The following is a 21,981-nucleotide window of genomic DNA, read 5'->3' on the forward strand; positions in this document are numbered from 1 at the left end:
TCCCAAGCATTCTTAATATAGACCTTCACCGTTCACTTTCTTACTCAACGTATTTCCTATGGCGATAAGCATAAACCCGACCAATGACTTGAACAGCCCGATAGCTGTTGTATAGCTGTATTGCCGGTCCACTAAACCCGCACGAAACACATAGGTATCAATAATTTCTCCATTCTCGCTGTTCAAAGGATTCAAAAATATGAAAACCCTTTCAAAACCGAAATCCAAAAAATTTCCGATATGCAGCAGAAACAGAATTGTAATGGTCGACATTATGCTCGGTATTGTAATCGAAATAGTCTGTCTCAGACGCCCTGCCCCATCAATAACCGCAGCCTCATACAAATCCGGATTTATTCCGGCTATGGCAGCCAAATATATAATGGTCCCCCAGCCGCTATCCTTCCAGACTCCAGCTCCTACAAGAATACTTCGTATATATTCATTATCTCCCAGGAAATAGATCGGTTCGATTCCGAACGTCCCTATTACATGATTGACGAATCCGGTTGTCGGTGAAAGCAAGCCTACTAGTATCCCGCCTACAATTACCCACGACAGGAAATGCGGCATATACACAACCGTCTGCACCACGCGTTTGAATATAACGATTCGGAGCTCATTTAAGAGCAAAGCCAATATAATAGGTACAGGAAATGCGAACACCAAATCATAAAAGCCAATCAAAATCGTATTTCTCAGTATAGTCAGAAATTCATCGTAAGCGAACATTCGTCTAAAATGCTCAAGACCGGCCCAAGGACTGCCAGATATTCCCTTAAAAATGTTATAATTCTGAAAAGCGATGACCGAGCCCATTAACGGAATATATCTGAAAATAATAAAGTAAAATATACCCGGAATTGAAATCAAATAAAGCACCCAGTTTTTCGGCAGCACTATCGGCTTCTTGGGCATACGGGCTGTTAACCCGTATGCGGTTTGCTTTGTTGCCTCTGTTTTATTCCCCATATATTTCCTCACTTTCCAGCTTCATCTTCCTTATATAATCATACGTTGGAGAAACTCATGAATCCATGGAAATAGTTGCAGACGGATTGTGTTTTTTTATGTTGCAAAACCATACCTTTGTGCCGCGCTTGTATACAGCCATGCTTCTGCAAGCTGGAGTGCAGTATCCCGATCCAACCAGCCGGCTTCGATCTGCCCATACAAATATTCACCCATTAGCCGCTTAACGAGTAATATTTTCCCGTAGCTCCATTCGATACATCTCGCATCCGAGGCAATTAGCGAGCATTTAATGCCAGGCAGCGCTTCTGAACGGTATTGCATGCAGTCACGATAAGTGCTCGCGCGGAAATTAAACCACCACAATCCTCCCAGATGAACATTGGGGAAGTTCCATGCAGCCTGAACGACATCGAGGTTGTTCATTTCCGAAGCCACAACTAACTCAAACTTGCAGCTGTACCTTTCAAAAAGTCCGGTTAGCTTGAGAATGCGCGCAGGATCATTAACTGGAACCGCTGTCCCGCACCAGGAACGTTCTACGCCAAGGAATAATTGCAGAAACATTCCCTTACCTTCAAGCTCTTCACAAATCTTATGCAGCAACTTCATCATGATCTGATCTTTGGTCATGCCGCTTGTTAACGGATACGTTTCATTAGCTCTGGCCTCATACTCAGGTAGGGTAGTCATTATACCTGTGCAGCCCAGCTGCCGATAATCTTCCAGCAGCTTGCCAATTACTCCGGCAACTTCTTCAAAGGCAGAAGAAGGATCTTCGGCTTGCTGAATGTCATTGACCCATCCGCCCAATCTTCCGTCAATACGAGGAATGAGCAGCGCGTTACGATCCATTCCCTGAAATTCCGCATGCTCTGGAATATTGACGACAAATCCGCGGATTTGCAGCTTGTCTGCAACCTGCTGAGCCCAGCCCTCACGCTGGCTTGATTCACGTACAGCAGCATCAGCCCGGCGTACTGCAGCTTCATCCGACAGCTCGATATCATAAAGTGTTTTGAATACATGGGTAACGACCCAATTCATCAAAGTGTTTCTAGTCGCCCGATAAGCGGCAAGAAACTGAATGATCCTTTCTTCCTCCGGCAAATCCATCGCATCCGCTGGATAGCCCGCAGCCTGAAGCTCCCGAAAAAACCAAAAGTAATGGGCTATCTCCCAAAAGTCCTTAGCACACAATCGGTCACCCACCAGATGTGTGTGGGTATCCAATACAGCTAATCCGGCTACCTCATTCATGAATTGTTCCCTTTGCCAAGACATAGGCTCTCATCCTCTCCGTCGGACTCTTTTTAGTTTTCATTTATCCTCTTTTTCATATTAACTAAAAAATGAGCAGAGCTGAATTGAATAAATTATGGTGACTTGTCATCATTTACGCTGTTACACTAAAAAAACGAGGCTATCCAATAAGTCATGGACTTAAAGGACAGACTCGTTCGTATGATGCTGCTAAAGCGCACTTTTTATAAAACCGCCTTATGTAATTCACGATTGCTTGGACTTCCAGCCTCAGGTATTATCTTCCGCCCTTTTCCATGCGGGATACATACCGGCGTACCGAAAAGCATATCCGTTCCGATCTCACATTCCATACCGTATACCTCACGAATCATCTCCTTGGTTACGATAGTCTCCGGTAATCCCTGAGAATGAATCCCTTTGTTATGGACTGCGATAATATGGTGTGCATATCGGCAGGCCAAATTCAAATCATGCAGAACCATCACAATAGTACGCTGTTCATTCTGATTCAAATCATAAAGCAGGTCCAATATTTCCACCTGATGCGCCATATCCAGATAGGTTGTCGGCTCATCCAACAGCAGCACCTCCGTGTCCTGTGCCAACGTCATGGCGATCCATGCCCGTTGGCGCTGCCCTCCTGAGAGCGAGTCTACGTCCCGATCCAATAAGTGCTCCAGATGTGTCACTTGCAGCGCCCTTTTCACTTGAGCTTCGTCCTCTTCAGACCATTGCTGAAATAAGCTTTGATAGGGATAACGCCCCAATCGCACAAGCTGCAGCACGGTTAATCCCTCCGGAAGTACAGGGCCCTGCGGAAGTACAGCCATTTGCTTCGCAACATCCTTGGTGGACAATCGCGAAATATTGCGTCCATTCAAAAGAATGGCGCCCTGAGCAGGCTGAAGGAGCCTTGCAAATGAGCGCAGTAATGTGGATTTCCCGCATCCGTTGCTCCCGATCAGAATGCTTATTTGACCCTGCGGAATTTGCAAATTCAGCTGGTTGATGATGGTTGTATCCCCATAGCATAACGTCAGCTGCTGCGCGGATAAAGTATAATCCGTCATGCTTACCTCTCCTTTCTGTCTCGCTGCCATGCTGAGCTCTATACTACACTTGCTTTTTCTTCACCTTGATCAACATGTATAAAAAGAACGGCGCTCCTAGAACAGCCGTAAAGACCCCTGCCGGAATATCCTTCGGCGCAAATAATGTACGGCCAACGAGATCTGCTGTAACGAGAAGGATGGCTCCGACGGCAGCCGAGCAGACCAGGAGGACTCCATGGGAGCCGCCTACCAGCCTGCGGGAAATATGCGGAGCCATCAAGCCGACAAAGCCGATCCCGCCAACAAAAGCAACTGCAGATCCGGCAAGTCCTGCCGCCGTAAATATAAGCGCAAATCGCTGGAGTTGGATACGTCCGCCTAACAATACGGGCAGTTCATTGCCAAGCACCTGGATGTTCATCCTCCGTACGAGGATGAACAAGATCGGCAGAAACAACAAAAACCAGGGAGAGAAAAACTTAACCGTATTCCAGTTGGCGCCGTAAACGGTTCCCGTTATCCAGATTTTAGCCTGGCTAAGAACCGCGATAGGGCTGAAAATCATAAATAAAGTTTTTAGAGCCTCCAGAAGCGCAGATACGCCAAGTCCTACCAAAATCATTCGCATGGAAGAAACGCCTTTCTTCCATGCGACTAAATAAATGAATATCGAGACAATTACAGCTCCGGCGAAAGAAAACAACGGCATCCAGAATATGCTCATAGTTTCATTGAAAATGGCCAGAAATAATACAGCCATCATCGCGGCACCACTTGTAATACCGATAATATCCGGGGATGCCAGAGGATTACGGACAACCGCCTGCAAAATCGTTCCAGCCAGTGCCAAAGCCATACCAGCCAAACTAGCCAGAATGATCCTTGGCAGCCTAAAGTTCCAGATGATAGTAGTTTCCATAGCTTCACCATTGGGCCCTCCGAACAAAATTTGCAAAGTTCTTATCGGCGAAATATAGAGGGTTCCGATACCTATGCTTGTTACCATTAGTGCAGCCAAAAACAGCAGGACGGATAAAAGAATCCATATCCCTTTCTTATCAACAATCACAGAGAAACGCAGGCGTCGCGCCCGTATAGCGGCATAACGGTTCATTGCTTCTTCAGCTCCTTTCGGGCCAAATAAATAAAGAAGGGAGCTCCGATGATTGCTGTCATGATCCCTACTGGGACTTCCTTAGGAAAGGCAACGAATCGAGCTGAAATATCGGCTGCGAGCAAAAGACATGCTCCCAGTAAAGCACAATAGGGGATCACCCACCGATAATCAATCCCTACCAGACTGCGAACGATATGAGGGATAACCAAACCAATAAAGCCGATTGGACCTGCCAGAGCTACCGAGCTGCCAGCAAGAAGCACAACAATCAGAAGGGTGAAAAGCTTGACTCTGAAAGTATTCTGGCCAAGACCTTTAGCCACATCCTCGCCAACTGAAATAACGTTCATCGCTTGACCAAGAAATAGAGCGCATATGAAGCCTAGTGATATAAAGGGAAGCACCGGCAAAATTACATCCAGCTTGCGCCCGTCTACCGAACCTGCCAGCCACAGGAAAATATTGTCCAGTACACCCTCATTGGTTACGAGGATAGCCGTAGTGAATGAAGTAAACAGCGCTGACATGGTTGCTCCAGCCAAATTCAGCTTAAGAGGTGTCAATCCTTCGAAGCCAACGGAGCTGACCATATATACAGAGACGGCCGCTACTGCTGCTCCCAGTAAGGACATCCAAATAAATTCGCTCTGTGAGGTCAACGAAAACACTGAAAAACCGGCTACGATAAAAAATCCGGCTCCTGCATTAACTCCCAATATACCGGGAGAAGCCAGCGGATTTCTCGTCAAAGCCTGCATCAATGCACCCGCAATGGCCAGAGCTCCTCCAACAAGTGCCCCGACAATTGCTCGTGGCAATCGAATATCACGAATAATAACATGTTCGTTGCTGCCGTTAAATGCCATGTAGGCATCGTGGAAAGTTGACCATGTCGTATTCGTATATCCATTTACATTGCTCGCAAGGAACAACAATACGGTTAAGCATAAGCAGGCAATAAATCCCGTTAATTTGGCTAAATTGCTATGAAGTATCATCTTTTAAACCCTTCTTAATAAACGAAATTCAAACCCGCATCCGGAATTCCCGAGCAGGATGCGGGTTTGCAGAGCTTGAGCTATTTCTATAAGCCTATTTCAGTAAATGTTTCGCTAACTCATCTACCAATAAATTGGCCGACAGGATGCCACCGGACGAATTCCATACTCCGTCATTTACTTTGATGGCTTTGCCTTTTTTAACAACGTCCAGGTTCTTCCAAAGCGTTTCTTCCTGCCACGTCTTTTCTGTTTTGGTTGTTAATCCTTTATCATCTTCCAAAGTAAAGTAGAACATAATATCCCCATCCGCATCTGGAATCCGTTCCTTGCCGATAATATCAGCGAATGTAGGCTTATCCTGAGCAGCAGGCCGCTTCAGACCGATTTGCTTAAGGATGCCTCCGGCAAACGTATCTTGATAGTAGAGACGAACCTTATCATCCAAATAAAAGCGCAACAAAGATACCTTGGTATTGATTTTGTCTCCCAGCTTTGCTTGAAGGTCTTTTACCTTGCTCTCAAAGGCTGCCAGCTGCTTATCGCCTTCTTCTTTTTTGTTAAGTGCTTCGGCATATGTTTTGAAGTTGATCAATGAGTCCGAATTAGTACGCTCTGAGAAAATGGTAGGTGCTATACTAGTAAGCTGTTGGTAAATTTTCTCCTGGCGAAGCTTATTACCAATAATCAAATCCGGTTTCAAGGCTGCAATAGCTTCCAGGTTCGGTTGATTCTCGTCCCCGACAATTTGTACCCCTTCCAATTTATCCTTCAAATGGTCATAATAAGGTTGAGTTCCCCAAGCTTTGACCATGCCAACGGGCTTGATTCCTAATGCCAAGGAAGCTTCAACTGCATCATTGACCAATATAACGACTCTTTTCGGATTCCCTTTGACCGTAGTTTCCCCCATAATATGTTTAACTGTATAGGGCGCGCTTGCTTCCGGCTGCTTGGCTGTCTCAGCAGGCTTCTGCGCGGATGCCGGAGCGGTCCCAGCGCTTCCTTGATTGCCAGAGGCTGGCTGTGGATTAGTGGCGGCACTCCCGCATGCAGATAATACCAGGGCCATTATAAATAACAGTAACCCTAATACCGTACTTGTCTTGCGTTTTCGATTCATGTATCTTTCTCTCCCTTTTATAATGATAATGATTCTTGTTATCATCTAACAGTTTAAAGCATGGGTTAACTATCGTCCATGACCTGAAGTATCCGTTTTGTTGTACAATTCTACCTTAAAAAAGAGCGCCCTTATTACGATTCCCATGGAGAGGAGCTGAATGCATTGCCCGTTCAAACGTTTGCCCACATGCAACGAACGCTATATTTACTATCATCCATTCGCAAGTTCAAGCGCTTGAATACCTTCACCATTCAGCGTAGAACAGTTCCTGTACCCATGCTTTGTTTCATTGCGAAAGGGAAAGGGACTTTGACCGTTAATGATGCCACTTATTCAGTGGAGCCTCTCCAACTCTTCTACTTCGCTCCGGGGATGACCCTGGAGGCGGCTTCGCTCGGCAAGGAGCTCGAATATTACGTCATTATTATTGAAACCGTAGCGGCAGTTAAGCGAAAGAATCGCTGGAAACTTCAGAGCGCAATCGGGTTGCTTCACAGCCTGCCTGCCGGTCGTTTATATATTCAGGATGCCAAGCAGCTGCTTCAAAGAATAGACGAGCTTTACATTTCAGTAAAAGACCGAACCGTATCGAATCTTACGGATCCGGATTTGCAGCTGCAATCGCTCATCGATCTCATTGCAAGAGCTATCCGGCAAGAACCTTCAGACGGGGCTCAGAGCAATGGAATTGATTCCTGCATCACTTATATGCACCAACACTTTCATGAGAAAATAACACGGGAGACGCTGGCCGAAATTGCCAAGCTCACACCGAATGCCTTCTGCCGCAGTTTCAAACGGCAAACCGGAAGCAATCCAACTGATTATTTAAACATGATTCGCATCAATCAAGCCAAAAGCCGGTTAACGCCGGATTGCTCTATTAAAGATGTCGCTGTCACAATCGGATACGGCAGCGAATACTATTTTAGCCGAATATTTAAAGAGTCTGTCGGGATTTCCCCCTCCCTCTTTATTAAAAGAGAAAGGTTGAAGGTAGCTGCAGCCTCCCGTACTTGCTTTCATGACAACCTTGCTTCTATCGGCATGCCTGCGGCAGTTGGGGTGGATTGCTACAGATATCCTTGGATGGATGATGCCGAATATAATCGCAGGTTAACCTCGCAGCTTGAACAATTGCGGCTTGTAAAGCCTGATTTGATTATCGGCGATTATTTTCATCAACCACTCTATGAGTCATTGAAGCAAATCGCCCCTACAGTCATTCTGGATCATCACCTGGACTGGCGTACTATACATATGAAAATTGCCGAACTCGTTGGACGAGAAAAAGAAGCCTTCCAAACGTTCCATCAATTAGATGAAAGAACTTGGGAGGCTCGAAATCAATTAAGTAAAGCTATGGGAAATGAACGTGTAACATTCCTGCAGATAATACCCCAGGGGATAAGAATTCAAGGTGCCGTCAATCATCCATTAAATGAACTGCTATACTCAGAGCTTGGACTTCATCCAGGCAGCGCCGTTCCACCTAATAAAATGAGGGATGAAATACTACCGGAGCAATTTCCAAACATGGAGTCCGAGCATCTCTTTATTAGCAAGTACATCGGTCATCCGGATGTTGAAGCTGTATTATCCAAGCTTCAGCTAACCCCTTCATGGAAAACCATACATGCATTAACTGATAATAAAACTTATTTCACTCCAAATTGGCTGCAAACCAGTTGGACGCCATTAGGAAGAAATCAGATCATTACTACTATGGTCAACCTGCTGTTGCACTGATTCATTTATTTAGAATTATGATTTGATAGATCCGACCATCATCCCTTTAATGAAATGCTTCTGGAGGAACGGATACACCAGCATAATCGGGATGGTAGCCACAACGATTACTGCCATCTTGAGTCCCTCAGGTGAAACGGACAGCAGCAATTCGGATGATACGTCAGCTGAACCCAAGTTGTCCGTGATTACTATTTCACGCAGCCGTACCTGAAGAGGAATCAAATTTCTGCTGCTGATGTAGTAAATCGCTTGAGAATACATATTCCAGTTACCAACTGCGTACATGATCCCCATCGTCGCCATAACCGGCTTGGATAACGGGAGAACAACACTCCAGATCATACGGAACTCGCCACAGCCGTCCATTTTGGCTGAGTCAAACATCTCCGTCGGCAAATTCATGAAGAAAGACCGCATAACGAACAAGTTATAGGCACTAATGGCGCCTGGAATTATTAGTACCCATAAAGTATCGAGCATATGAAGATTTTTCAGGAGCAAATAATTCGGAATAAGCGGCGCATGGAAAATCATAGTGAACAGCACTAGTAAAAGCGCAGGTTTTCTATAAATATATTCGGCACGGGACAATGGATAGGCCAAGCTTGCCGTTGCGATCAAATTAATCAATGTACCGAACACGGTAATGATGACACTGTTTCGAAAAGAGATCCAAATGGAGGGATCCTTTAGAATCATATGATAATTTTCAAGTGTAAAACCTATAGGCCAAAGCCCAACTGATCCGCTGTTAATCGAAACTGCATTACTGAAAGATTGTGCAATTACATTTATGATTGGAAGAATCATAGTGAGTCCGATAACAAGCAGAAAAACCATATTAAATAGCTGGAACGCGCGCTGTCCTTTAGTTAAAATCACGTTTCTTGCCTCCTTTTGACTGAAATTAAGTTAGTATAGACCGTTTCCGGTTGCTTTTTTACTTAGTGCATTACCAAACATTATTAGCAATAAACCAATGACCGATTTAAAAAGCCCGATTGCTGTTGTATAGCTATACTGACGATCCAGAAGACCGGCACGATACACGTAAGTATCCAGGATTTGACCATTCTCACTGTTCAGCGAATTTAAAAATACATAAACCCGTTCAAACCCGAAATCCAAAAAGCTTCCAATGTGCAGCAGGAACAAGATTGTGATTGTAGGAAGAATTGTGGGCAGTGTAATGGATACCACCTGACGAAACTTGCCTGCTCCATCGATTTCCGCCGCCTCATAAAGATCCGGATTAATACCTGCTATAGCAGCCAAATAAATGATTGTTCCCCATCCGCTATCCTTCCAAATGCCTGAGCTAATCAGAATCGAACGAATATAGCTGTTTTCCCCGAGAAAATAAATAGGTTCAATATTAAAAAAGCCCAGTATGTGGTTAATGATCCCTGTAGTCGGAGAAAGCAAACCGATGATAATCCCGCCGACAATAACCCATGAAAGGAAATGCGGCATGTAAATGATGGTCTGTAAAGCTCTTTTATAGCCATTGAAACGAATTTCATTTAACAGAAGCGCTAGCAGAATCGGTATCGGAAATGCAAACACCAGATCATACATCCCGATCAGCAATGTATTTTTTAGAATGACGAGGAATTCTTCATAGGCGAACATCCGTTTAAAATGCTCAAAACCTACCCACGGACTGCCTGTGACCCCTTTAAAAATATTATAGTTTTGAAAAGCAATCGACGAACCCAGCAAAGGGATATATTTAAAAATGACAAAATAAAAAAGCCCTGGAATAGAAATCAAATATAAAGGCCAGTGTTTAATGACAAACGCTCTTTTTGCCTTCTTCGAAGTAAAGGTGTATACAGCTTGTCCTGAAGTGTCCGTTTTTGATGCCATAATTGTCTTTCCTTTCTTTCCACATAAATGTTTGATGGTCTCATCATACTATGAGCCCCTAGGTGAAACCATGGAGAAACTTCAATTGCACATGTGTTTTTCAACAATAGCGCCACAGAAATGAATGAAAAAACCGGCTTTGTGTACGAGTTACTTTTGTGCATCTGGAGGGATGGATGTGTGATTACGGCCACACATGCCAGTACTGCACCCACGGAAGTGAAGGGCTATGCGGAAGTAATGGTTCCTTTATCGCCTGAAAAGTCCAAAAATCAGAGTGATAAGGGAACAGCCAGTTCCGTTATCACTCTGATTTTGTGCATACATGCTCCAATTCGGCCAACATAACGGAAATCCCACTTCCGCTATCATCCCAGATTGGAGACGGCTGATGGAATAGTGGAACTCTCCGTTCCGTTCAAAATCCTCCAGGGCTCATCTTGCGAAATAAATAGAGTACCCTTGGCAAACTTATATTAGAAAGGACATCTCACTTTAGTGCTGTAAGGCGACCAAACTCTCTTGTATGTTAAAAAACGCCCCCATCCCCACTTACCTAGTGGTTTTGGAAGCGTCTTTGTACATTGCTTTAGGACTGCACTTCTTCGCTGATACACTTTTGGACCAGCCCATTTTTACGGCATGTCCAGACTTCAAATCGGTTCCAGGACGATTCTTTTCAAACACATTAGCATATCGCCATCGAGAGAAGCGGCGCCGAGCTTCAGTACATACTCTCCTGCATGAGGAATACTAAAGCTGCCGATATTAACAATGTCAAAGTCATACCAGCCGCCTGTAGAGCGAATCTGCCCCAGAATATGGGCTACCCTCTCACCTGTACTGCCGGAATAAACAGAAAGCTCGCAGCTGCCTCCAGCTGTCTGCTCATCCGCTCCATATTCTAAAGCTACCTTCCAATGACCTATTCCACTGCTGCGGAATTTCCATGAAGCCTCATCGTCCAAGCTTTTCCAATTAACAAGATTGTCATGATCCTTTTTCCCTGTGTCATAACGTATGGTTGAGCCCGCGATATGAGCATCGAACGCATCGAATCTATTCGGATAGTCCTGTGTGTACAATAGAGAAACCGGACTCGCGTCGCAAGCGCCCGCAAACTCAACGGCAAACACCGGAATGGTCGAAGCCATCAGCTCCTGCGGAACATCGATAACAATGTCCTCTTCGCTCTGACGATGAACAGGCAATGCTCTACGTTCCGTATCTGCTAGCGCATAAGCTTTCAGAACAACATTCCGTAGGCCTGGTACAACCAGCTTCCCGGACTGAGGCCATTCGAAGATATGAAGGTATAAAGTATTGCCTTTTATCGTGCTTCTTCCCCAAGGAGGTTTACCTATCGGACTCTTACGAGTACCGTATACGGCATCACTGTTGATTTGCATCCATGCCCCGATTTGTTCCAGCAATTCCACGGATTTGGGATCAAAGGCTCCATCCCCGGTCGGTCCAACATTAATAACAAAATTGCCGTTCTGGCTAAGTACATCAATCATTTGCTGCAGCACCTCAACCGATGTCTTCCAGTTATGATCGGTAGCTTTATAGCCCCAGGAATCGTTGAAAGTGGCGATGGATTCCCAGTCCTCACGCGGAACCCTTACATGTGGCTGATTATCGGATGAATTGCCGTAATCCCCGTATGGCTCCATCCACACGCGGCGATTTACCAAACAATTCGGTTGTACTCTGCGAACTTGTTCCACGAAGGCTGTCCCCTGTTCAGCTGTAAGCTTATGACCGCAGTCAAACCACATCAAACCAATAGGTCCGTATTTCTCTAACAGCTCCTTTACCTGGGGGAGCGCGAAGCTGCTTAAATAATTCTCATATCGGCTGCGTTTATCTTCATCATCGATCCATGATGCCACATCATCATACGCACCTATATTTGCAGGGTAATCCCATATGTTTCCCTGTGAATCAGGATGATGCCAATCCATTGAATGGGAGTAATAAATACACAGCTTCACTCCTTCCTCACGGCATGCATCTGCCAGCTCACGAAGCGGATCGCGTCCGAATGGCGTCCGCTGAACCATGTTATAATCCGATACATCCGAATCGTACATGGCGAAGCCATCATGATGCTTTGCTGTATATATCAAGTATTGGAGCCCCGCCTGCTTCGCCATTCGAGCCCACTGCCGCGCTTCAAAGCGTTCTGCCCGAAATTCCGCAGCAATTTCTTCATACTCCCGTACCGGAATTTGGGCCCGGAGCATCAAATGCTCCGCATAGGAGGCCTGTACCTCCTGCCCTTTCCAAAAGCCCCCCTGAAGCGAATATAAGCCCCAATGTATAAACAGCCCTACTTTGGCTTCACGCCACCAAGCCATTCGGGCATCTTGATCTGCGCTTACTGTTAGTGCGGGCACGCTTTCTTGTCCACTATGTCCCGCATTATCCATTAAATCCTCTTGTTCATGCATCGGAATTCCTCCTAAGAGTTTCGCTTTAGCGAATCTTTCTTCGTAAGCATATTCTGAGTTTCGCTTTATTGAAATTTGCTTCGCAGCAGCAGCCTATCCTTCAACCGACTACCACCTTCAACCTTCTTTACCTTGATCTGAAGCAGGCATGATCATGATCAGTTTCGTTCCTCTATCCACTTGACTCTCAATCTGCAAGCCGTACTGCTCACCGAACACCATCTGAATTCTTCGGTGAACATTGACAATACCAATGCCGCCAATCCCTTGGGATGAGCCGCTCTCCTTATCAGCAAGCTGGTTAGTGCCTAGCTTCTCACGCAGTTCTTCGAGCTTCGCTTCATGAATTCCAACTCCGTTGTCCTCAACGCTAATCCAGAATGTATCCTTATCCTCGCCAGCATCAATTCGAATATAATGATAATCCTCCACCCCGTCGGCAAAGGCGTGCTGAAATGCATTTTCAATCAACGGCTGCAGCGTCAGCCGAACCATACTATGAAGCAAATAATCGGGATGAATGGCAACATCCACATCAAACTCCCGACCGATACGATGCTTGAGCACTACAAGATAGAACATAACATGCTTCAATTCGTTCGCTACTGTTATTTCTTCCAAATTGGTTTGTACAGAATATCGCAGCATATAGGCAAGCGCTTTGACGATTTCATAAATTTCCTTCGAGTCTCTAATCACCGCATAACAAACAATCGTTTCCAGCGTATTGTATAAAAAGTGAGGGTTGATCTGCAGCTGCAAAGATTGCAGCTCTGCCTTTTGGCGCTCCATCTGACTCTTCTGATCACTCAGCTCGGCTTGGTACACCTTATCGACCAGCTCAGAAAGCCGGGTCACCATCAGATTGTAGCGGCTCATCAGCTCTGTTATCTCATCGCGATGCTCCGGCAGTGGAATGGTGATCCATTTCCCTTGCTCCGTCTGTCGCATAGCGCCCTTCAAGATGCGTATGGGCCCTGTGATAGATCTCCCGAAACGATAGGCTAGCCAGAGAGCGATTCCTAATGTTAAACAGCCGATGACAATCGTCGTTGTCCGGATGGTATCGCTCGGTTTGCGCAGCTCCTCCACCGACATGGAAACGACCAGCCTCCAATTCCCGTAATTAGAGCGGCGGCTCATAAACATCTGCGGCTTATCGTCAATAACCGCTACAAACGCATTAGTGCCCGCCTCCAGCACCTGGCTTTGAATCTGGTCGGGCAAGCTTGCGGCTATCTTGTTTTTATCCGGATGGTACACATATTTTCCATTCTCATCTGCTATGAAGAAGTAACCATTCTCTCCCAGATCAATTCCCTTCCAAAGCTCCGAAAGCTCCGCGGCCCGCAATTCGACTGCAAGAATACCTTTGGGCTCTGTAGAGGAAAGTCCTCGAATCTGCCGAACAAGGGTTACCATCATATTTTGTTGTCCTGACAGGATGCTGTGGTTAAGTACACTCAAGCTTCCTTGACTGTCCGTATTGGCTCTGTAAAATTCCAGCTGCTGTTGAATTTGCTGCTTGTTGAAGGATTCGCCAATCGAATCATTATAAAAATACATTGCATTATTATCAGCGCTTATCATGAAAATATCAGCAATCTCCGGATTGCGGGCAAATGCAGGCTCAATAAGAAGCTCCTTCATGAGCTTCCGCAGCTCATAATAGGGATAACCCGTTTCTCCCTGGGGGAGATCAATGAACCGTTTGACGTAGTTACTATTCAATAACGACACCATAGACCGCTCATAATTGCGAATATACAGGTCTGTATGGTGTACTGCATTGCCAACCACCTGCGACAGCTGCTTCTCCACAATTTGGTCAAGCTCCCTGGAAGAGGTCCAGTATGAAAAAATACCAACGCTGGTCAAAGAAATCATAATGACAATCAAATAGGAAAGAAACAGCTTCGGGTATAAATTAAGCTTTTTCATTTGATCCCCAACGAAGCGCGATATTCGGACGGCGAAATGCCAAAGATTTTCTTAAAAGTTTTTGTAAAATGCGGATAATCGTCATACCCTACCTCTGCCGCGATATCCACAGTACGCTTATGGGGAATGGCCAGCAGCTCACGGGCCTTGTCCATTCTTTTATTAATGCGGTAACTGACGAATGTTTCACTGCTCATTTTTTTGAACAACGTGCTGAAATAATTCGGCGTAATACCTATCATATCCGCCACTTCCTTTAAGGAAATATCAACGGACAAATTGTTGTCAATGTAAGCCTTGGCTTCCTCCATCGGATCCTTATAGTTGCCCCGGCGCACAGCCATAATATCCGTCAAAACCGTTTGCAGCCGTTCCTCAAATTCCTTAAACAGATCCGCTTTGCCGGAAGCCTTGAAGCCTTCAGCCAGATCAATGTTCAGAGGGCGGTTCTTCTCTTGAAACTGCTTTTGCAGCAGTACTGCTGCATCCTGCAGCTGATCCTTCAACTGCGGAGCAGATAAATGTGAGCAATGCTCTCTCCACTCAACCATAATTTTGGCCATTTCGTCTTCTTGAAGTGACCAAATACTGTGCTCTATCCGTTCAACCCACTCCACATAGAGGGATACCGGAATGTAACCCTGGGATTGGGTTTTCCTGATGATGTTGAATACATCATGTAAATCCGGCGGTGTAACGGGTTTTAGCAAATAGTGCTTAACGCCATACGACAGGCATTTTTGTGCATAATCAAAATCACTATAACCCGAGACAACAACCATCAGAATATGGGGATAGTTTTCATATACTTTCCGGCAAAGCTCCAAGCCGTCCATTTTGGGCATACGGATATCAGTCAGCAGCAGGTCGGGTTCAAACTGAATAATTCGCTCCAGTGCGTCAACACCGTTTACAGCGGTTTCGATTTGTTGGAATTTAGGCTCATAGCTTTGCGCCATCATCATCAAGCCGCTGCGAATTACCGGTTCATCATCTACAATTAACAATCTCATGTTGTCCCAAGCCTCCACCCTTCACGTTTGTCACTTAATTATAGAAACGTGCTCACATAGCCAATACCTTCTAATTATACGCTCAAAAAAAGGATTTGTCCGCTTGCAGGAACAAACCCTTTTTCCAATCTTTGAACTAGCTGATGTTTTTAGTAACGATGGCTCCATTGCCTTTCTTGTAACGCTCAGTAGCTTCTTTCAGAATATCGTTGCCGCCTTTATTTTTGTATTCCTCGATTACTTTCGGCCAGTCTGAGATTGGCTCCTTGCCGTAGATCATTTTGACCATATGGTCGATGATTAATTTAGGTCCTACATCGTCGCCTTGAGGTGCAACATCCGGATATTTCGAGTACGCTTCAAGTGCCGGTACGAAACGGATGGAACCTAAACCTTCCTTGGAAACAACGGTATCAAAATATTTGATCATGTCGCGCCCGTCTTCTGTCATCTCTTCTTTGGCTTTATTGTATACGGTATCGTGTACAAACCAGAACATACCGCGGAATTGGTCCTCTTCAATTGCCTCAGTTGCTGTCGGAGGCGTGAATTTGACTTTGCCATTCTCCATTGTATAAGTCTCGCCTTCAATTCCGAATGAGAAATATTTCTCAGCTTCAGGTGTTAGCATCCATTCGAAAAATTGAATAATCCGGATCGCTTTTTCCTTCGAAACTTTATTATTAATGTAATAAGAAGTATTAATGCTGGAGTAGAGCAAATGTCCGCCGAAATTTTCCGGTCCACGAGGAGATGGAATAATTTCGATCTTCCCATCCGCTACCAAGTTCTTCAATTTGCTTCTATAACCTGCCAACCCTTGAGCATTGGCCGACCACATACCTACCTTGCCCGCTTCAATGTTTTTGTTATAATCCGATGAGCTGATAGACGCAAAGTCTTTCGGGATCAAGCCTTCATCAAACATTGTTTTGAAGGTTTGAAGCGCTTTGGTCATATTCTCCACATCAAAGAATTTAGGTACTACCTGATCGTCCTTTACTTCAAACTGAGCAGGAAGCACATCATAGGCCCCCAGGATAGTGTCTGCATACTTGAAGTTTTCACGCATTTGGTAAGGGTTCTCAACCCCATTTGCTTTAAGTGCTCTCATAACCTTCAAAAAATCATCAACAGTTTTCGGTGCTGGAAGCCCTGTTTTGGCAAGCAGATCCGTTCTGATGAAGGTTGCCCGGCGAGAAGGATTGGAAAGCCACGATGGAATTCCGTAAATTTTCCCGTTGAAACTCGTTTCCTGCCACGCTTCCTTTGGGACCGCTTTCATTATGTTTGGAGCATATTGCTTGAGCAAATCGTCCAAAGGCATGAAAACTCCAGCTTCTACGGATCCGGACATCCCCTTGGTAGTAGCGCCGCCAACATTCTGGACTACATCAGGTATGTCGTTGGAAGCAAACATGAGCGACATTTTTTGGTCAAAATCTTTCAAAGGGATCATACGAAGATCAAGATCTACTTTTGAAAGCTCCTCCAGCTTATTCACCCATTTTTCCTTGTTAACATCCGCTGTTTTCTCAGCATATTTGAATCCGCTTGTGGTCATTGACATGGAGAACTTTTGTACTTCATCTTGTTTGGCTGCGCCGCCAGACTTTTGATTCGTTTCTCCACCGCAACCCGCAACTGTGCCAGCTGTCAAAGCGAAGGCCAATGTGACAACCATCCCTTTTTTCATTAGTTTCTGCCCCATTCTCTATCGAAATTATCCGTTGTGTTGGATATATACACATCTTACCCTTCCTTTGTTCGATCAGGAATGTGTTTTTTACCAATCATGTTGTGTTTGTGTTAACACAATACCTTATTTATCATTCCACCAAGTCCCTCCTTTTAATAATCTTGGACATAAAAAAGAACAGCTTTTGTCATAACAGTTTGACAAAAGCTATCCTCATTTGCAAGATGATAGTAATTATTGCATGATGCAGCCAGCGCTTAGCGCATGAAATTTCCACCATTGATTTCGAAAGTTTCTCCTGTAATAAACGAGCTGTAAGAGGAAGCAAAATAAGCTACAATGCCGCTGATATCCTGTGGTACTCCACTGCGTCCAAGCGGAATGCCTGCAATGGATGCACGTTTGCCTTCTTCTGATGTAAAGGTAGCATGAAACTTCGTTTCCTCAATAAAGCCCGGTGCTATACAATTCACTCGAATGCCATTCGGCGCCAATTCTTTTGCCAGGCTTTTAGTTAATGTAAGAACAGCTCCTTTGGAAGCTGCATAAATGCCGGATCCAGGTCCTCCGCCATTGTGTGCGGCAAGTGAGCTCATATTGATAATCGAACCGGCTCCTCTTGCTTTCATACCAGGAATTGCTGCTTTTGTAACAAACACAGTGGACAACACATTGACGTCCATTATTTCTTTGTACAGCTCATAGGTCATGTTTTCAATGCTGCGTCTTTCTACCAAGTTGCCTGCATTGTTAACGAGAATATCAAGACCGCCGCTGCCGAATGCTTTCTCAGCTTCTGAAACCAATCTTTCAATTTGCTCCAAATCCGTCAAATCCGCTTGTAGAACGACCGCTTCCCCGCCAGCTTTGCGTATTTCATTAGCCGTTTCTTCGGCGCCATCACGATTTCCCAGATAATGAACCACAACTTTGGCACCACAGCCGCCCAATTCCACAGCGATAGCTCGGCCAATGCCTCCCCCGGATCCGGTTACCAATGCTACTTTATTACTCAAATCAATCTTCATTTTGTCATTCCCCTTCCGATTTGTTCTGATTTCGTTCCAATTAGTACTTTCTACAATCCATATCGCTTTTAAAAGTAAGATTTGTTATACTTAACTCCTACAGTACCATAAGATTCGAACTTTTTCAAACATAATTGTACCTTTTCGAACCATTGTAAATATAAGCCGAAATCACGCTTGGAGTTGAGAGACCATGTTATCTGATGTCAGACATACTAAAATTGTAGAGTTTTTAAACAGCACGGGGTCTATAAAAGTTTCTGAAATAAGCAAATCTTTGCAGGTTAGTGAAAAAACAATTCGTGAAGATTTGGAGAAGCTGGAGGAAAAGGGATTTTTGAAAAGGGTTCATGGAGGAGCCGTGCTCATTGATCATTCGGAATCTATGCTGCCCATTCACAAGAGAAGAACGAGACAATACGGGGAAAAGGAACAGATTGCCGCTGCTGCTTACAAGCTCATAGAGGATGGGCAGGTCGTGCTGCTGGATGCTGGCTCTACTACTTTGGAGCTTGCCAAACTCATGCAGCATCGATCCCTTACAGTAATTACGAATGATACCAACATCGCTACGGCTCTGGCTGACAGCAATGACATCGAGCTGTGTATCCTTGGCGGCTATCGTAGAAAAAGCACGTACACGATCATCGGCCCCAGCGCTCTCAGTATGATGAGCGAGCTGAATGTGGATATCGCCTTTTTGGGATGTTCCGGGGTTGATCTGGAGAGAGGCTTGTCCATCTTTCATCGGGAAGAAGCGGAGCTGAAGAAGCGAATGATCAAATCATCACATAGAAAGGTTCTGCTTGCCGATCATACCAAATTCGGCCGGACGGCTCTTATTTCGTTTGCCGAACTGAACGAAATGGATACTTTGATCACCAACCATCAAACGGACGAAGCAATAATCCAGAGTATTCAGCATCTCGGCATTGAGGTTATTACAGGTCATTAGGTTTAGCTTCTCCTATCAGAGCCATCACCGTATGCCCTTGAACAGCAAATAAGCGAGAAGGCCATTCCTTCTCGCCGTCTTGCAGTAATGGATACTCAATTCCCATTACTGTGAAGCACCGATTAGATGCCTGCCTCTAACTAAATCAAATTTTTTTTGAACACCGCAGGAACCCCGGCATATAAGACTCCCCCAGGCACATCATCTTTTACAAATGCTCCTCCGCCTATCATCGACCAAGGACCTATCGTAATTTTCTCGCGCAGAGCTGATCCTGTTCCGATAAAGGCGCCTTCCTCGACTGTGACATTTCCACTTATATGAACTCCGGGAGATATCGTAGCGTAATCGCAAATTTTGACATCATGGGCTAAGGTTACACCGCTGTTAACGATAACAAAATGACCAATGTGGACATTGATCGTTAAGATGGTACCTGCACATAGGATGGACCCGATACCCAAGTGTATTTTTCTGGAAAGCTGTACTGCTGGATGCACCATGGTTTCTGCTAAAGAAAAACCGTAATCTCTCGTTTTCTGAACAAGCCTTTTCTTTAATTGTGGACTCCCGACACCAGCACAAACGACCTTTAATTGATCCCGCAGATGCATAATATCCGGCAAATCTCCTAGCACAGGTATGTCATCAACTATTTGGCCGCGCATGTCCGGCCTCTCATCAAGAAAGCCCGCTACTTCATATCCAAGCAGCTCACATAGATAGTTAACCTCCCTGCCCATCCCTCCGCATCCCCAGATGACAAGCTGGTTATCCTTCATATATTAGCCCTCGCACAATCTTTTGCACATGGCCCTGGTTCATGTCTTCCCATAACGGCAAATTGATGATTCGCCTGCAGATTTGTTCTGTTACATGAAGAGATGTTCGATTATAAGACTTGAATAGGGTCTGTTCATGGCAGGACGGGGCAAAATAAGTACGGGTTTGAACTCCCTGTGCGGCTAGCTTTTGCACAAAATAGGAGTTGGTGAGCTGCTCAGGACATAGCATAGAGAGGAAAGAATAAGCAACACTCCCTCTTACTTCTTGCAGCCGCCATCCTTGCTCCAGCAGTCCTAGATGCTCTAGCCCTTCCATGTACCATTCAAAAACCTGCTCACGCTTTTGCTTCTTCAGTTCGAACACGTCGAGAGTAGCGAGTCCGATGGCAGCTGCGTATTCCGACAATTTACCGTTGATACCCATTTGTTTGGATTCCCGTTCTTCACTGAAGCCGAAGTTTGATGCTTGTCGTATTCTGTTGATCATCTCTTTATCGCTGCTGTAAATAAGCCCGCCCTCACCAATACCAAAGCCCTTCGTTGCATGGAAGCTAAAAACAACTGCGCCTGTAAATCCTTGGCCAAAGTGGGTAGTCAGCCTAGACCCCACGCTTGCCGCAGCATCGATGACTACGGGGATACCACGATCTTGCAGGGCTTGATAATAGCTGATATCCAGGTTGGTTCCGAATGCGGCATAGGGGATGACCGCTGCAACTTCATCTCCCAGTCGAGTGATTTCTTTCTCAAGCAGCTCTTCGTTCATGCACCAATCCTTTTCGCATACATCTATAAAATAAGGCTCCAAGCCACACCACATGGCAGCAAGTGGAGTTGCGGCGAAAGTAAAGCTGGGCATTAAAGCGTATTTACCAGGGCGCTTTATTTGGGTAATAGCCAATATAAGTCCTGTTGTAGCGTTATTGACAGTTACTGCGCTGCCTTGACCTTCAAAAAGCTCATGAATAAGACGCTGCTCAAACCATGTATTCAAGGCACCATAATTAGTGTAGGATCTTGAATCATCAATCTGTTTCAAATAGCCCATATAATCTTCTTTTACAACCAGCTTAGGCTTAAGAAAGGGGATCTCAAACATGAATGTTCCCACCTGCTTTATTATGCTTGGTTAAAGGTTCAGGATGTCTCGCAGTAAGAACACCTACAGCAATTATCCTCTTTATTCGATTCCAATCCCCAGGCTCATTCCACAAATAACAGGTAGGATCCCAATGAATATCCTTAAAGCTTTTGTGTTGATCATCCACAACTGTCACTCCCCATGGGCTTGCTGAATAATTGCATACAGCTTCAACTGTAATATTTTTACATGGAATCAGTATATGAATAAAAAACCTAGAGGACTCAGCAGATGTACTATTTGAAACCCTTTTTTCTAGAAATACGTAATAAAACCATAACAAAAATTTATTTCTGTAGGAAAATAACTGAAAAGGAAGTGATAATAATATGAGAAAATGGATGTTACTATTTTTAATTATTTCTTCCACGATGTTAAGTGCATGTTCTTTAATTGAGGGCGCGAGCAACTCATTAGATTATGTAAATCAAGCCACGGAACACATAAATAAATTAAGTAAATTTGCAGAACAAGCGCCACAAATGATTAAAGATGCTGCTTTGAATCCAGAAGCTAAACAGGAACTGGAAAAGCAATTAAACGGATTAAAAAAAGAACTGGAACAATTTAATCTAATAAATGCCCCTTCGATTGCAAAAGATATTCATCAACAATTGGTTGACAAAAATAAAGTATTATTACAAGAGATAAATAAAGTGGTGGAAAATGGTCATCTAACACTAGATAAACTCCAAAACTCACAAATAATCACTACAATTAATGATATAACGAGCTTAATCAATCGAATTAAAGATCTAGGATTGTAATCATAATGAAACGCCTCAGGGATAAGTACCCCTGAGGCGTTTCG

The 21,981-nt window shown here is 44.7% G+C and carries 20 protein-coding genes; 4 read left to right on the top strand and 16 right to left on the bottom strand.

What is annotated here, in order from left to right; translation table 11 throughout:
- Window positions 1-12: 12 nt before the first annotated feature.
- The 6 genes from ACFQ0C_RS01105 to ACFQ0C_RS01130 form a co-directional block, all read right to left on the bottom strand.
- Entirely contained in the window at window positions 13-918 is a 906-nt protein-coding gene (locus ACFQ0C_RS01105; RefSeq protein WP_379363266.1) for an ABC transporter permease, read from the bottom strand.
- Window positions 919-1,068: 150 nt separating this feature from the next.
- Window positions 1,069-2,256: a glucuronate isomerase gene (locus tag ACFQ0C_RS01110; protein ID WP_379363126.1), complete on the bottom strand. Its 1,188-nt coding sequence runs from the start codon at window positions 2,254-2,256 to the stop codon at window positions 1,069-1,071.
- Between the two features lie 203 nt (window positions 2,257-2,459).
- Window positions 2,460-3,308 carry an ABC transporter ATP-binding protein gene (locus ACFQ0C_RS01115; protein WP_379363128.1) on the bottom strand — a complete coding sequence of 283 codons (849 nt, stop codon included), beginning with the start codon at window positions 3,306-3,308 and terminating at the stop codon, window positions 2,460-2,462.
- A 43-nt stretch (window positions 3,309-3,351) separates the two neighbouring features.
- Window positions 3,352-4,404: a FecCD family ABC transporter permease gene (locus tag ACFQ0C_RS01120; protein ID WP_379363130.1), complete on the bottom strand. Its 1,053-nt coding sequence runs from the start codon at window positions 4,402-4,404 to the stop codon at window positions 3,352-3,354.
- Window positions 4,401-5,405: a FecCD family ABC transporter permease gene (locus tag ACFQ0C_RS01125; RefSeq protein ID WP_379363132.1), complete on the bottom strand. Its 1,005-nt coding sequence runs from the start codon at window positions 5,403-5,405 to the stop codon at window positions 4,401-4,403. Before ACFQ0C_RS01125 ends, ACFQ0C_RS01120 begins: the two co-directional genes overlap by 4 nt.
- 94 nt (window positions 5,406-5,499) lie before the next feature.
- On the bottom strand, window positions 5,500-6,528 hold the full coding sequence (locus ACFQ0C_RS01130; protein ID WP_379363134.1) for an ABC transporter substrate-binding protein: 1,029 nt from the start codon (window positions 6,526-6,528) through the stop codon (window positions 5,500-5,502).
- A gap of 165 nt (window positions 6,529-6,693) precedes the next feature.
- Here ACFQ0C_RS01130 and ACFQ0C_RS01135 point away from each other — a divergent pair, with 165 nt between their 5' ends.
- A complete protein-coding gene (locus ACFQ0C_RS01135; RefSeq protein WP_379363136.1) occupies window positions 6,694-8,280 on the top strand; it encodes a helix-turn-helix domain-containing protein in 1,587 nt (528 codons plus the stop codon).
- 15 nt (window positions 8,281-8,295) lie between these two features.
- On the opposite strand, the gene ACFQ0C_RS01140 is transcribed toward ACFQ0C_RS01135, so the two are convergent.
- Together ACFQ0C_RS01140 and ACFQ0C_RS01145 are read right to left on the bottom strand one after the other, a co-directional pair.
- The gene (locus tag ACFQ0C_RS01140) at window positions 8,296-9,123 is read right to left on the bottom strand and encodes a carbohydrate ABC transporter permease (protein ID WP_258216666.1); all 828 of its coding nucleotides are present in this window, start codon (window positions 9,121-9,123) and stop codon (window positions 8,296-8,298) included.
- Between the two features lie 72 nt (window positions 9,124-9,195).
- On the bottom strand, window positions 9,196-10,152 hold the full coding sequence (locus ACFQ0C_RS01145) for an ABC transporter permease (RefSeq protein ID WP_258216638.1): 957 nt from the start codon (window positions 10,150-10,152) through the stop codon (window positions 9,196-9,198).
- A gap of 180 nt (window positions 10,153-10,332) precedes the next feature.
- Here ACFQ0C_RS01145 and ACFQ0C_RS01150 point away from each other — a divergent pair, with 180 nt between their 5' ends.
- The gene (locus ACFQ0C_RS01150) at window positions 10,333-10,500 is read left to right on the top strand and encodes a hypothetical protein (RefSeq protein WP_379363138.1); all 168 of its coding nucleotides are present in this window, start codon (window positions 10,333-10,335) and stop codon (window positions 10,498-10,500) included.
- 305 nt (window positions 10,501-10,805) lie between these two features.
- Here the strand turns inward: ACFQ0C_RS01150 and ACFQ0C_RS01155 are convergent, their stop codons facing one another.
- The 5 genes from ACFQ0C_RS01155 to ACFQ0C_RS01175 form a co-directional block, all read right to left on the bottom strand.
- On the bottom strand, window positions 10,806-12,608 hold the full coding sequence (locus tag ACFQ0C_RS01155; protein ID WP_379363140.1) for an alpha-L-fucosidase: 1,803 nt from the start codon (window positions 12,606-12,608) through the stop codon (window positions 10,806-10,808).
- A 117-nt stretch (window positions 12,609-12,725) separates the two neighbouring features.
- Window positions 12,726-14,549 (bottom strand): cache domain-containing sensor histidine kinase, encoded by a 1,824-nt coding sequence (locus ACFQ0C_RS01160; protein WP_379363142.1) that lies wholly within the window; start codon window positions 14,547-14,549, stop codon window positions 12,726-12,728.
- Window positions 14,546-15,562: a response regulator transcription factor gene (locus ACFQ0C_RS01165; protein WP_379363144.1), complete on the bottom strand. Its 1,017-nt coding sequence runs from the start codon at window positions 15,560-15,562 to the stop codon at window positions 14,546-14,548. The genes ACFQ0C_RS01160 and ACFQ0C_RS01165 overlap by 4 nt, the downstream gene beginning before the upstream one ends.
- Window positions 15,563-15,698: 136 nt before the next feature.
- Entirely contained in the window at window positions 15,699-17,258 is a 1,560-nt protein-coding gene (locus ACFQ0C_RS01170; RefSeq protein WP_258216634.1) for a type 2 periplasmic-binding domain-containing protein, read from the bottom strand.
- A 260-nt stretch (window positions 17,259-17,518) separates the two neighbouring features.
- Complete coding sequence (locus tag ACFQ0C_RS01175) at window positions 17,519-18,289, bottom strand: SDR family NAD(P)-dependent oxidoreductase (RefSeq protein ID WP_258216633.1); 771 nt, start codon at window positions 18,287-18,289, stop codon at window positions 17,519-17,521.
- Window positions 18,290-18,482: 193 nt separating this feature from the next.
- Between ACFQ0C_RS01175 and ACFQ0C_RS01180 the strand changes: the two genes are divergently transcribed.
- Entirely contained in the window at window positions 18,483-19,244 is a 762-nt protein-coding gene (locus ACFQ0C_RS01180; protein ID WP_379363147.1) for a DeoR/GlpR family DNA-binding transcription regulator, read from the top strand.
- Window positions 19,245-19,384: 140 nt separating this feature from the next.
- Here ACFQ0C_RS01180 and ACFQ0C_RS01185 read toward each other — a convergent pair whose 3' ends face one another.
- Genes ACFQ0C_RS01185 through ACFQ0C_RS01195 form a run of 3 tightly spaced genes read right to left on the bottom strand, consistent with a single transcriptional unit; the run spans window position 19,385 to window position 21,297 of the window.
- Window positions 19,385-20,026 (bottom strand): acetyltransferase, encoded by a 642-nt coding sequence (locus ACFQ0C_RS01185; RefSeq protein ID WP_379363149.1) that lies wholly within the window; start codon window positions 20,024-20,026, stop codon window positions 19,385-19,387.
- The gene (locus ACFQ0C_RS01190; RefSeq protein ID WP_379363151.1) at window positions 20,016-21,128 is read right to left on the bottom strand and encodes a DegT/DnrJ/EryC1/StrS family aminotransferase; all 1,113 of its coding nucleotides are present in this window, start codon (window positions 21,126-21,128) and stop codon (window positions 20,016-20,018) included. The genes ACFQ0C_RS01185 and ACFQ0C_RS01190 overlap by 11 nt, the downstream gene beginning before the upstream one ends.
- On the bottom strand, window positions 21,121-21,297 hold the full coding sequence (locus ACFQ0C_RS01195; protein WP_379363153.1) for a hypothetical protein: 177 nt from the start codon (window positions 21,295-21,297) through the stop codon (window positions 21,121-21,123). Before ACFQ0C_RS01195 ends, ACFQ0C_RS01190 begins: the two co-directional genes overlap by 8 nt.
- Before the next feature lie 202 nt (window positions 21,298-21,499).
- Here ACFQ0C_RS01195 and ACFQ0C_RS01200 point away from each other — a divergent pair, with 202 nt between their 5' ends.
- Complete coding sequence (locus tag ACFQ0C_RS01200; protein WP_379363155.1) at window positions 21,500-21,937, top strand: DUF6376 family protein; 438 nt, start codon at window positions 21,500-21,502, stop codon at window positions 21,935-21,937.
- Window positions 21,938-21,981: the final 44 nt, after the last annotated feature.

Source organism: Paenibacillus sp. GCM10027630, from assembly GCF_042676305.1.
GTDB lineage: Bacteria > Bacillota > Bacilli > Paenibacillales > NBRC-103111 > Paenibacillus_S.

Bases quoted from the DNA above. Each gene is read 5' to 3' on its own strand.
- ACFQ0C_RS01175 (WP_258216633.1), bottom strand. From the start codon at position 18,289: ATGAAGATTGATTTGAGTAATAAAGTAGCATTGGTAACCGGATCCGGG.
- ACFQ0C_RS01190 (WP_379363151.1), bottom strand. From the start codon at position 21,128: ATGTTTGAGATCCCCTTTCTTAAGCCTAAGCTGGTTGTAAAAGAAGAT.
- ACFQ0C_RS01140 (WP_258216666.1), bottom strand. From the start codon at position 9,123: ATGGTTTTTCTGCTTGTTATCGGACTCACTATGATTCTTCCAATCATA.
- ACFQ0C_RS01145 (WP_258216638.1), bottom strand. From the start codon at position 10,152: ATGGCATCAAAAACGGACACTTCAGGACAAGCTGTATACACCTTTACT.
- ACFQ0C_RS01155 (WP_379363140.1), bottom strand. From the start codon at position 12,608: ATGCATGAACAAGAGGATTTAATGGATAATGCGGGACATAGTGGACAA.
- ACFQ0C_RS01165 (WP_379363144.1), bottom strand. From the start codon at position 15,562: ATGAGATTGTTAATTGTAGATGATGAACCGGTAATTCGCAGCGGCTTG.
- ACFQ0C_RS01185 (WP_379363149.1), bottom strand. From the start codon at position 20,026: ATGAAGGATAACCAGCTTGTCATCTGGGGATGCGGAGGGATGGGCAGG.
- ACFQ0C_RS01125 (WP_379363132.1), bottom strand. From the start codon at position 5,405: ATGATACTTCATAGCAATTTAGCCAAATTAACGGGATTTATTGCCTGC.
- ACFQ0C_RS01170 (WP_258216634.1), bottom strand. From the start codon at position 17,258: ATGAAAAAAGGGATGGTTGTCACATTGGCCTTCGCTTTGACAGCTGGC.
- ACFQ0C_RS01105 (WP_379363266.1), bottom strand. From the start codon at position 918: ATGCCCAAGAAGCCGATAGTGCTGCCGAAAAACTGGGTGCTTTATTTG.
- ACFQ0C_RS01200 (WP_379363155.1), top strand. From the start codon at position 21,500: ATGAGAAAATGGATGTTACTATTTTTAATTATTTCTTCCACGATGTTA.
- ACFQ0C_RS01160 (WP_379363142.1), bottom strand. From the start codon at position 14,549: ATGAAAAAGCTTAATTTATACCCGAAGCTGTTTCTTTCCTATTTGATT.
- ACFQ0C_RS01180 (WP_379363147.1), top strand. From the start codon at position 18,483: ATGTTATCTGATGTCAGACATACTAAAATTGTAGAGTTTTTAAACAGC.
- ACFQ0C_RS01120 (WP_379363130.1), bottom strand. From the start codon at position 4,404: ATGAACCGTTATGCCGCTATACGGGCGCGACGCCTGCGTTTCTCTGTG.
- ACFQ0C_RS01115 (WP_379363128.1), bottom strand. From the start codon at position 3,308: ATGACGGATTATACTTTATCCGCGCAGCAGCTGACGTTATGCTATGGG.
- ACFQ0C_RS01110 (WP_379363126.1), bottom strand. From the start codon at position 2,256: ATGTCTTGGCAAAGGGAACAATTCATGAATGAGGTAGCCGGATTAGCT.
- ACFQ0C_RS01130 (WP_379363134.1), bottom strand. From the start codon at position 6,528: ATGAATCGAAAACGCAAGACAAGTACGGTATTAGGGTTACTGTTATTT.